At 36.8% G+C, this 13,757-nt stretch carries 11 protein-coding genes; 6 read left to right on the forward strand and 5 right to left on the reverse strand.

The features are described from left to right. Window positions 1-8: 8 nt before the first annotated feature. Window positions 9-542, reverse strand: a complete 534-nt coding sequence (locus tag ORQ98_RS05325) for an RNA pyrophosphohydrolase (RefSeq protein WP_274687747.1) — start codon at window positions 540-542, stop codon at window positions 9-11. A gap of 409 nt (window positions 543-951) precedes the next feature. Here ORQ98_RS05325 and ORQ98_RS05330 point away from each other — a divergent pair, with 409 nt between their 5' ends. Further along, complete coding sequence (locus tag ORQ98_RS05330) at window positions 952-1,605, forward strand: histidinol-phosphatase (protein WP_274687748.1); 654 nt, start codon at window positions 952-954, stop codon at window positions 1,603-1,605. A gap of 36 nt (window positions 1,606-1,641) precedes the next feature. Here ORQ98_RS05330 and ORQ98_RS05335 read toward each other — a convergent pair whose 3' ends face one another. Beyond that, complete coding sequence (locus ORQ98_RS05335) at window positions 1,642-2,835, reverse strand: class I SAM-dependent rRNA methyltransferase (protein ID WP_274687749.1); 1,194 nt, start codon at window positions 2,833-2,835, stop codon at window positions 1,642-1,644. Between the two features lie 342 nt (window positions 2,836-3,177). On the opposite strand from ORQ98_RS05335, the gene ORQ98_RS05340 reads away from it, so the two are divergent. Both ORQ98_RS05340 and ORQ98_RS05345 read left to right on the forward strand, forming a co-directional pair. Beyond that, the gene (locus ORQ98_RS05340; RefSeq protein WP_274687750.1) at window positions 3,178-3,696 is read left to right on the forward strand and encodes a glycine cleavage system transcriptional repressor; all 519 of its coding nucleotides are present in this window, start codon (window positions 3,178-3,180) and stop codon (window positions 3,694-3,696) included. Window positions 3,697-3,796: 100 nt separating this feature from the next. Further along, window positions 3,797-4,744, forward strand: coding sequence for a hypothetical protein (locus tag ORQ98_RS05345; RefSeq protein WP_274687751.1), 948 nt, complete (start codon window positions 3,797-3,799; stop codon window positions 4,742-4,744). 155 nt (window positions 4,745-4,899) lie between these two features. On the opposite strand, the gene ORQ98_RS05350 is transcribed toward ORQ98_RS05345, so the two are convergent. Next, window positions 4,900-6,279, reverse strand: a complete 1,380-nt coding sequence (locus ORQ98_RS05350; protein ID WP_274687752.1) for a pectin acetylesterase-family hydrolase — start codon at window positions 6,277-6,279, stop codon at window positions 4,900-4,902. An 83-nt stretch (window positions 6,280-6,362) separates the two neighbouring features. Then, entirely contained in the window at window positions 6,363-9,044 is a 2,682-nt protein-coding gene (locus tag ORQ98_RS05355; protein ID WP_274687753.1) for an FAD-dependent oxidoreductase, read from the reverse strand. 410 nt (window positions 9,045-9,454) lie between these two features. Here ORQ98_RS05355 and ORQ98_RS05360 point away from each other — a divergent pair, with 410 nt between their 5' ends. From ORQ98_RS05360 to ORQ98_RS05370, 3 genes are all read left to right on the forward strand, one after another. Then, entirely contained in the window at window positions 9,455-10,903 is a 1,449-nt protein-coding gene (locus ORQ98_RS05360) for a S8 family serine peptidase (RefSeq protein ID WP_274687754.1), read from the forward strand. A gap of 519 nt (window positions 10,904-11,422) precedes the next feature. Then, entirely contained in the window at window positions 11,423-11,632 is a 210-nt protein-coding gene (locus ORQ98_RS05365) for a hypothetical protein (RefSeq protein WP_274687755.1), read from the forward strand. A 113-nt stretch (window positions 11,633-11,745) separates the two neighbouring features. Further along, window positions 11,746-12,048 (forward strand): hypothetical protein, encoded by a 303-nt coding sequence (locus tag ORQ98_RS05370; protein ID WP_274687756.1) that lies wholly within the window; start codon window positions 11,746-11,748, stop codon window positions 12,046-12,048. Between the two features lie 193 nt (window positions 12,049-12,241). Here the strand turns inward: ORQ98_RS05370 and lpdA are convergent, their stop codons facing one another. Beyond that, entirely contained in the window at window positions 12,242-13,714 is a 1,473-nt protein-coding gene (gene lpdA / locus ORQ98_RS05375) for a dihydrolipoyl dehydrogenase (protein WP_342455181.1), read from the reverse strand. Window positions 13,715-13,757: the final 43 nt, after the last annotated feature.

Raw genomic sequence — 13,757 nt, forward strand, 5'->3', positions numbered from 1 at the left:
GGGTTGGACTAACGGTTATTATTATTGTTCAGTCGACTCATTCGTGGCGCCAACTCTTTTAACGCACGACGGTATACCTCACGCTTGAACGAAATCACCTGGCCTAAGGGGTACCAATAGCTGACCCAGCGCCAACCGTCAAATTCAGGCGAATTTGTATGACTAACGCAGACCTGATCATCGGCCGTTAATAACTCCAGCAAGAACCATTTTTGTTTTTGTCCCACACAAATCGGATGGCAATGATGGCGAACTAATCGTTTAGGTAAACGGTACCTCAACCAGCCCCGAGTACAGGCTAAGATATTAACGTCTTGAGGCTGCAATCCCACTTCTTCATGAAGTTCCCGATACATAGCTTCTTCTGGCGACTCATCAGGATGAATCCCCCCTTGTGGAAATTGCCATGCATCTTGACCAATCCGCCTTGCCCACAATACCTGGGAATGCTGATTAGCAAGGATTATACCTACATTAGGCCTAAATCCGTCCGCATCTATTGTTCCAGTCGACTGTTGTAACTCACGATGACTATCACTCATAGCGTGCATCGTTATCAGAAATCTGTAAACATTAACTGCATTGTTCCACAAATCAGCAACTTTCAGCAACGTACTTTAGAATCTATCTGTAAAAAAATAACTAAGGCCACTTAGCCTATTAACACCTTATCGATAAGCCTTCACCTAAAAACGCCTTCAGTAACATGGTTTACATCAGGTGATGCATCCTGTAAATAAGAGTGTTAGATGCCTCTTTTTTACAGGGTGCATCACTTAGCAATATAGCTTATGAATAACATAGCTGTCGGCTATTAAGACTATATTATCTTAGTTTGTTATAGCTATAGTGGTTTCAGCTATATCAGAAAAACGAAACGATACCTATAGCCATTCTGATATAGGGTGATTTTTACAGACTCGAAATTTACTTGGAGTATGGGGTTTACGCGTGGCACTGGCAATCTTTGATCTTGATAATACATTATTGGGTGGTGATAGTGACCACGCCTGGGGTGAGTTTCTGGTTGAGCAAGGGATAGTTGATGCTGAAGCCTATAAACAAGCTAATGACTACTATTACCAAGCTTATCTAAATGGCAATCTGGATATTAATGAGTTTTTGCAGTTTTCCTTAAAGCCTCTCAGTCAACATAGCACTCAGCAGCTCAATGAGTGGCACCAGCAGTTTATGCAGGAAAAAATTGAACCTCTAATGTTGGATAAGGCTGCTAGCTTATTAAATGATCACCGTAGTAATGGAGATTACTTATTAATCATCACAGCGACCAATGCCTTTGTTACCTCCCCTATTGCTGAACGTCTAGGTGTTGATCATCTTTTAGCAACCACTCCAGAATTCCTTAATGGTCGTTATACTGGACAAGTGTCGGGTACTCCTTGCTTTCAAGCAGGTAAAGTCAAACGCCTGCATAATTGGCTAACAGCAACCAACCACAGTTTAGATGGCAGCTACTTTTACAGTGACTCTCACAACGATTTACCGCTATTAGAGGAAGTGGATAACCCCGTTGCCGTTGATCCAGACGACACACTACGGGAAGTAGCTCACTCCAAAGGCTGGCCAATTATTAGCCTGAGATAAATCTAAGATAAAAAGGGAGCGAAAGCTCCCTTTTTACTAAATCAATGTAACCCTACAAAATAAGGCTTTTAAATATTCTGTTTCAGGAATAGCTGGTAATACAGGGTGGTCTGGGCCTTGGTATCCCTGTTCAATAATCTGTAAATTACGATCCAAATGGCGACTTGCCTGTCGCAAAATATCCACCAGCACATCTCGCTTCAAATGCATTGAGCAGGAAGCTGATAGTAAAATACCATCTTTTTCCATTAGCCTAATAGCCAACTCATTAATTCGTCGGTACGCAAGTTCTCCATTAGTTAAGTCTTTTCTACGTTTGATAAAAGCAGGTGGATCTACCACAACGATATCAAATCGCTCACCATTTTCCTTTAGCTGCTTTAATGTATCAAAGGCATCACCGCATAAGGCTTCAACTGTATTCTTTACGCCATTTAATTCAGCATTCGCAGTAACAAACTCAAGTGCTGATTTGGAACTATCAACACATACGACTTCTGAAGCACCTGCTTTAGCCGCTTGAATTCCCCAGCCACCTACATAACTAAAAACATCAAGTACTCGCTTACCTTTTACATAATTCTGTAACCTGGCCCGGCTCATCCGGTGATCATAAAACCAGCCTGTTTTTTGACCATGTTTAGCAGGAGCCAAGAAAAATACATCATTTTCTTCCAACTGCAAGTTATCAGGTACTTCTCCAGAAACAACTTCCACATACTCAGGTAACCCTTCTAAGGCTCTGGATTGGCCATTGTTTTTAAATAAAATACCTTTTGGTTGCAGCGCTTGCTCAAGAGCAGCAATGATTTCACCCTTAGCTAATTCCATCCCAGCCGTACTTAACTGTACTACTAGATATTCACCATAGCGATCAACTATCAGCCCAGGTAACCCATCACTATCACCATAAACTAAACGATAAAAAGGCTTACTAAAAACCTGTTCACGCAAAGACAAGGCAATATTTACTTTATGAACAATAAATGACTTAGTCAGGCTGTACTGAATATCTCGACTAATTAAACGCCCACATATCAAGGTATTAGGGTTAATTGTTGCCACACCCAAAGGTTTACCTGTAGAGCTTTCCACAACAGCCTGAGTGCCAGGTTCAAAATTACTAAATGGGGTGACTTTAACATCAACCTCATTGCTAAAAATCCACAAATGCCCCGCCCGGAGCCTGCGATCTGCTTTTGCTTTTAATCGTATAGTTGGAAGTGACATAGCACCATTCTATCCACTCAAATTTGGCTTAACTTGCAAGTTACACCGCCGAATAAATTAAAGGACACATCCTTCTTAAGAAACGACTTTACATAAAGAAGATAGCCAGCGAACCTTTAAAAATTGGCCAGTTAACGGTAATACAACATATTTAATAACATACTGCCATACTTTGGCTTAGCATAATAGTAGCGCTCTATTATCAAGAGTTATCTACAAGAGCTGCTAGTCTCTTTTCAATTTGCCCTATTTTGATTACTGTGTAATGTCAATAGACTGAAAGCTCTTTCTATTATCAAAACAGTTTACAACAATTAAATAAGTACTATTGAGGGATTCTTGATGCAAACAAGTCTTATATTATCCATTATTGCCGATGATAAACCCGGCCTTGTAGAAAACCTCTCTAACATCATTAGCCAACACCAAGGCAACTGGTTAGAAAGTAGAATGAGTCAAATGGCTGGTAAATTCGCCGGCATCGTTCGAGTAGAAATACCCGAGCAAATGGCTGATCAACTCGTCAAACAGCTAGAAAATATTAAATCTACTAACTGTCATATCCATTTTGAAGTTAGCAACTTGCCTCCAGTCCCCCAAACAACGACCTACCAAGTAACCCTCCAACTTGTTGGAAATGATCACCCAGGTATTGTCAAAGAAATTTCAGCTGCTTTAGCGCAGCGTCATATAAATGTTATAGACTTAGAAACTGAGTGCAGCCCAGCTCCTATGTCTAGTGATATGTTATTTAAAGCAGAGGCCACCCTGCAAGTACCAACCAATATAAATAAAGAAAAACTTGCCCTAGATTTAGAATCACTAGCAAACGAATTAATTGTTGAAATTAATATGAATTAATAATTACTAACGCAACTATCGACCTAACACACCTATACCAGAAATAAAAAATAACTACCAACAGCTATAGGTGTAACTAATCACAATCGCTAGGGACAGCATGATAAAATACAATCTAGCAATTATTGCTATCGCAGCAGGTGCCTCAATTGGCTACCTATCCTTTTCACTAGTCGACAGTAGCAACCTCTATAAAACAACAAAAGCTGTTGTTAATAATAAGACTGAGCAGTCACCACAGTTATCTTCACAACCAGCTTTCATAAAAAAAATAACTGTTAGCCATCATATTATCAAACAGCTTCTGTCTTATGATAAAAGTTCACTACTACAGGCTGCAATTGAGGCCCAGCCACAGTTAACACAAAGTTTTGAACTGATAATGAAACAATGTCCCAGCTCTCAGGCTAGCACCTGCATAGAATTATTTGGGAATTTATTACCAGAAAATCATCCAAAGGAATTGAAGAAGCTATTAATCAATCTTTACCGCTTATACATCGCCGATCAATTATTAAACGATAGTAATACCAAAGCAGCTGAGCCGCTAATAGCAAATAATCTGCAAGAGGTATTAGGACGTGAGCTAGCCCAGTCACTGACAGACCCACAAGCTAGTCAGCAGCTAACTTCTTTATTTCAACGTTTGGAAAGTGAATCAGAGGAAAGTGAACAGTATGAACAAACATTATCAGAGATAGAAGCCTTGTTAGACAACTCTTTGACTAAACAGGAGTCGCTAGCAGCAGAACTTAAGCTATTAGAACACTCTCCCAACAAAAGCGAACAAGACATTCTAGAACAGGCAAAAGCTATTCAGGCTAAATATTATTCAGTCGATGACGCTAACTCAAACCCTCTGCTACAAAAGCAACACCAACAGTATCAACAACAAGAGATAACAGTATTAGAGAATATAGACAAGCAATATCCACACCTGACAGAAGTTGAAAAACAACGCATCATATCTAGTCAACTCGCCGAGTTAAGAGCAAAAATATATTATCCTACTAAGCCAAATACGTCTTCTGAACCAGTAGTTCAGTAACTCCTCATAAAAGCTTATATTCAAACAACGCAAAATTTTTTCTAACCATCTTAAGCTTTTATAGAACGTTAGTGGCCATACATCAAAGAAGGTAACAACCTTAATATGGCCACTATTTAATACTTTCTATCTCACAGTTTTTCAGAAAGCCATACCTAATCATTTACCCCCATCATAATATTAATAACACGATACAACCAGCTCACTGGGCGCTGGAAATCACGAGAGCCATCATATTCCACCTGTTTTAAAAGCGGCATTGATCGGTTAAATAAGTTGTCAACAAAGTCATTAAATTCTAAGCCAGCTTCTTGAATATCACTATTCGCAAATTCCAAAATAGTCGTGCAGTGACTACCCGCCAACCCTCTATATTGGGGAAAGAAATAGCCCCAGTTACCATATTTATCCAACTCAGCTATCAAGTTATCAGTATCTTGGTACCAATATTTATGAAGTAATTTTTTGCGTTTCTTTTTATCTGATTGATTATAAATTTCAGGGTAAAACCGCTCATAGGAATAAGCCGAGTAGATCAAGTCCTCTCTAAAGTGACTATATGCTAACCTATCTGTAGGATAGTAGTCTGCTAATGCACCATAAAAACTACCTAAGTTTTGCTTGGTTAATCCTACTAACTCTTGGCTTAAATCATCAATTAAAGGGTCTAGTCCCCAAGACTTTCGAATGGTGAGATGAGCAGGATAAGATTTCCAATGGTTAGAATTATCCAATGCATTAAATACAGGCCCTGAATCATTTAACATATAGCTATATGTCGGCTGTAAATCTCTTCTCAGGTAATGATAGTTTATAATTGCACCATTACCGCCCGCACTACAGCCTGTTGTAAGCATTTGCTCTGGCTGACTAAGATTTTCTCTTAACCAAGCAACGACTGCTCGAGCATTACGGATTCCCCGATGATGCCATACATAAGGTTTACCTTTGCCTTCTGGATCTTTATAGATGACTGTTCGATCTCCAGCATGTACATCACCCGTACAATAAGGCAGAAATACTTGGGTCCAGTCTTGTGCAGGAAAGTCATCTCGATAATGATTACGGTACAAGAAAGGCGTTAAATAAGCAGTTTGTACCTTATTCATATAGTTATTTGGTATTCCATTTATATTTCGCGCCCCTTTAATCCCATTTTCTCCTTTACAGCTCGGATAATCCCAACAAGCACCTCCTGGCTCAAAGTTAATACTTAAATTTGTCGTCCCCTTACTCAAATTTACATAGAACTTGTATGGCGACCCATTACCACAAGTTGCCCCTGTATATGGATGCAGCTCAACCTGCTGCCACTTACCAAAGTGTTTAGGATCAAAGCCATCATTAAAGCTCTCTGGGTTAGCTATTAATGGGAAAGCGCCTTGTTGTTCCTCAACCGTCAACTTATTTATTCCACTAGAAATAGATAACTGCTTTTTGGCATAATCAACCATCATTGAATTAGCCTTTGCATAATCAATTAATGCAAAAGGCATTAGTAAGATACCTAATGTTTTCAATTTTGATAATTGCATAGCTACTGTTTAACCTCCTTGTTTTTTTTATTTTTATTAGTTACTAGTCAACTGCTGACCACTAAGACAATCATTAATAGCCATTAACCAGTATAGGGTATTTTAAAATCATTACTCGGTAATAAGCTATCAAATGAAGCTATCCAATGCCCTTTTCGAAGGCCTGCTAAAATAGGAGAAACATTAAGCTTTTGGTTTATTGCAGCTAACACAAGTGGTTTTAACTCAGGGTAACCTATTAAAATAGCCCCTACAATTCTACCTTCACTAATGATCAATTTACGATATTGGTAGTTTTTATTGTTTAACAGCACAATGGACTGACCACCTTCCTTTATGCGTTCACCAACCACCAGCAAGTCAATCTCAGTCATTTTTAATTGCAATATTTTTTCAGCAGGCTGATAGTTTTCTATTTTTCCTAAAATATTGTTTGCAGCAAGGCTTCCTTGCTTCTCAGCAACTGACCAAAGCCCATCAACTCTCGAACTGTTTTCAAGTTCTGCCAAGTCTCCTATAGCATAAATATCTGGATTCGAAGTTTGCAACTGCCTATTAACAACAACCCCTTTACTCGTTTTCAAATTAGCTGCTTCTGCAAGCTCTATATTAGGTTGATTACCAGTAGCCAATATCAGCAAGTCACATTTCAATTGACGTCCATTATCTAGTTTTACTGCTTTAATATTATCCTTACCAATACATTCCTCCAACTTTGAATTAAATAGTAAATTTAAGCGCCTTTTACGCAATTGCAATGCCAAAACAATAGCAGCTGTTTTATCAAGATGATGCTTCATTAGTTGATTGGATCGCTCCAATATAATGACTTTAATTCCCATCGAATGTAGCGAATCTGCGATCTCTAAACCCAACGGACCAGTACCAACAACCACAGCGACTTTACAATTACGTTGCTGAATATCACTGCGTATGGCGATAGCATCATCTGCCGTACGCAGTGAGTGAATTCCTTGTAACTGGTTATTAATAAAAGTAGGAGGGTTAACTCTGCTACCTTGGGCTAAAATCAACTTATCATAAGAAAATTGCTTACCTAATGCTAGCGTAACTTGCTTCTTTTCAGGGGAAATACTGATCACTTGTGTATTTAACCACATATCTACCTTATTTTTTAAAAACCATTGTTCTGATTGCAATTGAAAACCTATTAGTCCCATTTTTCCAGTTATTAACTGAGTAATATTCATTCGGTTATAAGGTAAATAGGGCTCACCACCAATTAAGGTAATATTACAATTATCTGAAAGGTCTCGAAGAGACTTTACCGCAGACAACCCAGCAATTCCTGAACCTATTACAACAATATGCATTCCTTGTTGATATTTAGACAGCTGTTTGCAATCAAGACTTTCAGCGTTTTTAGGTAATGACTCAGCTACACCTAGTTCAATAGAAATATCATCAAATACTTTTACACAGCAAGCCAATCGAGCAGTTGATAGTTTCGTCAATGAAGATAAAGTTATTTGTTCTGTTGTTGAAACCGGTGAAACATTATCTTTTCCAGCAATAATCGTGACTAAATCGGCTCCACAGCCTCCCACTCGACAGTTACCTTGTACACCAACATTACCTTCTTCTAAAGCATCTAATAAAATTCTTCCTTTAGCCATTGTAACTGTTTGTTTTCTACTGACTATGGTAACCTTAACTATGTCATCGTTGCTACCAAGTTCAACCACATTGATTAGATTATTTTTACTTATCCTATTTTTTATATTTACCTTATTCCTTGCTGAGAGATAATCTTTCTCTTGTTTATATACTTTCTTTATCCAGGTGATAGAATAAAAGCCAATTATGAAGTTAGGAGCATAGCTCAATGCATGAGGCAACTCAATTTTTGTCAGTTGATTAACTCCATCAAGAATATGGGAACCGTTAAATATATAAAATATCATTAATACTGCTAGGCCAAATAAACCTGTTAACATACCTAATCTTATTAAGGCAATTTTCCATAACAGCACAAACACAATTAAGCTAAAAACAGGAAAGACAATAAAATAAACCAATAATAACGTTTGATTACTTGTCGTTACCTGCTCGGGCCCGAGAAAAAAAGCCAGAATGACGCCAGGGAATATGCTGATAAAAAGTAATCTAGCATTCACCCTAAATTGACTTCCTTGATAAAGCTCATTAACTACAGTAAGTCCTTTATCATTATCAATACAATGTTGTACACAAGATAAACAAGGCTTGCAGTGATGGTTATTTATACTAGTTAGTGGTGACTGCCCATAAAGCCACTGTAACGATGCTAATGGGCAAAACGTTCCACACCAACCGCTTTTACCTTTAAAAAGTAAACCACCTACTAATGCAGCCAGCATTGTAAATAACCCTAGTAAAGCTACTGTCACACCACTGCTATCCAAACCATACTTTCTACTCAAAATTCCCGTTACCAAGATACTCCCTCCAATAAATGGAGCACTATTAAACAAAAAATTAGGTAACTGGTAATGCTTAGATAAACCAAATAATCTTGGTATTTGATTGATAGCAGCCAAAGGACAAATATTACGCCAAACACTAGGTATAAAGAAGAACACCAGGGGTAATAATGGAATATATATTTTCCATACCAACAGTAAACCTACTTGTTCATGCTGATTACTTAAACACAAAGTGATTGTGATGACTAACGTTGAAATAGCTACCGTTTTAAGTAAGTCCCAAGCCAACAACTTCGACACATTGAGCTTAGTGATAAATTTAAAGTAATTGTGACTCAAGAATAGTCCCACCAGTCAATACTAATTTTTTTTATACTTTCCAACAAGCACCAATAATTCAACTATTAATTTATCACGCAAACCCACCGAGTAGATAAGCATAATAAATGACTGGTAGCACAAAATTAGTTTAATTAAAGTTCAATTAAAAAATACATCAACTCTATCAATGTCAGTTAATTTTGGCATCACACAAAACATAGAATTATTTATCTTTTACGACTAAAACTACATCAACAAATACTAATATAGTTATATTTTACTAGTTTCAACAATCACTATTACTAAAAAATTAGGTTTATTGAATCAAGTTGAGTATATTATATAGAGCGAATGATGCTAAAGAAGAGTTACATGGCAATCGCTTTACAAAATAATACCAATTTAGACTAGAAGAAGGAGCTTAATATATGCACAAACCGACTATACTGTTTTATTTTCTATTACTTCTACCAAGCATGGCTCTTAGCTTTCCTTTTGATGAGCTAAAAAATTTCGTACAAAAAAAATACAATATCAATAAGTACTTACTAGAGTTTAATGATAAACTCAATACTCAATTGGAGTATGATATAGAGTCCATTAAAGCATTGATGGCTATTTTGGGGATGGAGACTGAAAGCAGCGATATCATATCAACTGTTAAAAAATACTACTCAACAGAAACCACACAAGCTGTTGAGTTACTTCACTTGTCCTCAATCAATATTAAGTTACTGGATTATAAACAGCAGCAATACCGCTCAGCATTAATTGTGGAACATAAAGCATATCATTGGACTAACACCATTAATGAGTTTAAAAGTTTAGTACTGCTAGTATATTCTTTTTTACCTGCTGAGCAACAAGCACAGTATCGGCCCCAACTTAACCAGGCAATTACAACCCTTGTTTCATTGCATAATAATATAAAAAATATTATTTGGGATGCGCACCCTGGATCAAGTAAAATAAATATAAAATTATTACAAAAAAACTTTACAGGCACTAATACCAAAATAGCTGTTTTTGACCTGTTTGAAGAATCTCTATTAGCCACTCAAAGGCAACAGCATAATACTTCCATCGAAAAAAGTCAGGTTTTTGGTAATCCTGTAGAAATGAGTCATGGAAATGCAGTTATAGATATCATTTTGTCCATTGCTCCCAACGCCAAAGTCATACCTATTAGTGCAGATACTAAAAATTATAACCAAGCTTTAAAATTTATTATCAGTCAACAAGATGTAACTGTCGTTAATATGAGTAGGGCTTTCCTCGAAAAACAAAATAAGTTAGATCCAACCTTTCAAAAACTATTGATAACATTAGCTCAACAATCAATTATCACTAAATCACTAGGAAACTGTGGTACAGATTTATTTGGTAAATTATCACCTATCAGACAACGGTTAGGTTTAGGTGAAGTTGGTGCAATTACATGTTATGATACTAAGCTTATTAATCAATTTTTAACTGATCCTTTTTCAAGCCAATATCAACAAAATATCCTCTATGCAATTAATGTAACCCCTTTTGCTGATCAAACTTCCTTAACTGCAACGGTACCAGGCAATTTGCCACAAGCTCAGTTACATAGCATAGCTATCCCAGCTGAAGGTGTTTACACAACAATAACTGATAATTTTGAATCTGGTAGCTCCTTTGCTGCACCACAGCTTGCAGCAGTTATCGCTTTACTCTATCAAGCTTCACACCAAAATCACCCTTACCAAGATAAATCATTTCACCTGTGGCAGGTGATACAAGCAATAAAAGAAACAACAAATAATAAAATAAAAAATAGCAATGAATTTGGTTTAGGGTTATTAAATGGAGATAAAGCTGTAAAATTTTTAATAGGTAATCCTAAAATATAAATCCAAGTGCTTTATAAATAGTTTTTCAAGATCATTTATCTACTATAATAATATTGTCCAGCCTTACAGTTGAAGGCTGGACAATATTATTATATAGACTTTAACTCAATCCCATCACCGAAAAATTTTTGGCAATAGTTTAAACTTTTAGCTTAACCCTGTCTTAAAACTTACTATCGCTACTGATACCAATAATTTATTACCGCATATAGCCAAATAGGATATAAATCACTATTAGAGTATACAAGTCGTCTATCACCTAAATACATTAGAGCTTCATCACAAAATAGTTGTTGAAGATTTAATGCTATTAGGAAATAGCCTTTATTGGTATATTACTAGCAAGGTTAACAAATAAAACATACACAATCGAGAAATATCTATTAAAGTCACCATACCTCTTATACCGCATATAGCTAACCCGTTTATTCCTCCTTTTACAAATTATTATTTAGTTTTTCAAATAAAGGCATTTTGTAACTATTGCAGTTAAACTTAAAAGAGGAAGAGGTATAAGCCATGGAAAAGCTTTCTAGTTGGATCTGCATACTATCATTAGTAACATCTGTAATTTTATCGCCAGCTGCTAATGCTATTTTGAATATTCACGAGCCCAGTTTAGAGTTTGATAATATTACTAATCATACTGTTCTAGCTTTTTCTGTAGATATAGCGATTACCTCAAAAATAGAAGGCAAAGTAGCTAGACCCCGTAAGCGGCTTAATTAATTTTTTATTATTCTAGTATTTCTGAAAATTTATACAACAGATTAAACAAAACTGGCCAATAACTTGCTTGCTAAAGCAATGTTAGTTAGTGGATATTATGTTTTGGAGCCGCAATGAATAAACGAAGTGTTTCTTTATGTCACAATGGGTGTAATAATAGTGAAACAGAAATGGCGCTATTGCTTATTAAAAAACATGAACAATTTCTTAAGAAGAACTACTCAAGTTTAACGAATAAAAGCCAACAAGGCTTCTTCCAATGGGCATGGTTTACTGTACTTGAAGCTATGTTATTAGCATCCTTTTATAACCTTCCAAGCGATAACTTTGAGGAGTTACTATTATTTATCATTGAGTCTCACTCCTCTCAAGCTAATTCAACAACCCAACAAGTTGAACTCGAAAGCTTTGCTTAGTCACGGCTAAGCTCTAATAAATAGCGAATACGAAAGACTTTTGAGCACGGCCATCAAGTAAAGATGGCCTAATATACCTATCAACTGTTGGTGAAGGTTATAACTCTAGTCATTTATCGACTTTTACCCGTCCACTTTTTATACATTACTGGGTGGGTAAGCGTAGTGCTTCAAACCTGCACAGAATAAATAACTATAGTCTTCGCTGCCATTGGTGAAATTTTTCCAGCCAAGATAAAATTGTTGGGGAGACATGTGCTTTCTTCCACATACCAGCTGCATACTTGTTTGCTTCAGCCAAAGTGGGATAAATATGAATAGTAGCGAGTATTTTATTCATGCCCAAGCCATGTTTCATGGCACTCACATATTCAGCTATTAATTCAGCCGCATGATAACCAACAATAGTGACGCCTAAAATTTTATCTTTCCCTGGTTGAGAAAGCACTTTAATAAAGCCATGATCTTCTTCATCTGCAATAGCCCTATCCAAATCATCAATACCATAATAAGTCACTTCATAGGGTATTCTTTGACCTTTCGCTTCTTGCTCATTTAACCCTACTCTAGCCACTTCAGGATCTGTAAATGTAGCCCATGGAATGACAGAGTAATCGACCTTAAATTTTTTTAATCTACCAAACAACGCATTAACACAGGCATACCAGGCTTGATGGGCTGCAGTATGGGTAAACTGATAAGGGCCAGCTACATCACCACATGCATATATATTTTTATAATTTGTTTGTAGATATTCATTTACCTTTACTGTGCCTTGTGGGTTTAGTTCTACTCCTAATTCTTCCAAACCTAGTCCTTTAGTATTTGCTTGGCGGCCTACCGCTAATAATACTGCATCACATTCAATTTCAATATTTTCTCCCTGATATTCAGCTATCAGCACTTTTTTATTTTCTTGTTGCTTAAACTCTATTGCTTTGTGGTTTACCCTAACATCAATACCTTCTGCTTGAAATTTTTCAGTTACGAACCTGGAAACATCCTCATCTTCACGCGGCAGAATACGTGTAGCCATATCCAGTTGAATTACCTTTGATCCTAACCGAGAAAATGCTTGCGCCAGCTCACAACCTATCGGCCCACCGCCAAGTACTAGTAACGTTTTTGGTTGTTCACGCAACTCCCAGATAGTATCTGAAGTATAATAATTTATAGTTTCTATTCCTTTAATAGGGGGTATAAATGGACGAGCCCCAGTTGCAATGACAATATTTTTTGTGGTGATGACTTTGCCATCAACCTCTACTTCATAAGGAGACTTAATTAAAGCATGGCCAGTAATACAGTCAACACCTAAACCCGTATACCGTTCAATAGAGTCATGAGGCTCAACTTTTTTAATAACACGCTGTACTCTCTCCATTACTTTAGCAAAGTTTACTGTAACAGCAGCCTGTTCTAACCCAAACTCTTCAGCTCTATCTATATAGTGTTTAATTTTTGCAGATCGGATTAATGCTTTTGAAGGAACACAGCCAGTATTCAAACAATCACCACCCATTTTATGACGTTCAACTAAAGCCACCTTTGCTTTAACGGCTGCAGCGATATAGGAAGTGACTAAACCAGCAGAGCCAGCCCCAATTGCAATGATATTCGTATCAAACTGGCTTGGCTTTGAAAACGCTTGAGGCTGTTTACTCATATTAAAAACCTTATTTTTAGCTTAAGAGGTAAAAATTTATTTT

The sequence above is a fragment of the Spartinivicinus poritis genome (assembly GCF_028858535.1).
In the GTDB taxonomy this organism is placed as follows: Bacteria; Pseudomonadota; Gammaproteobacteria; order Pseudomonadales; family Zooshikellaceae; genus Spartinivicinus; species Spartinivicinus poritis.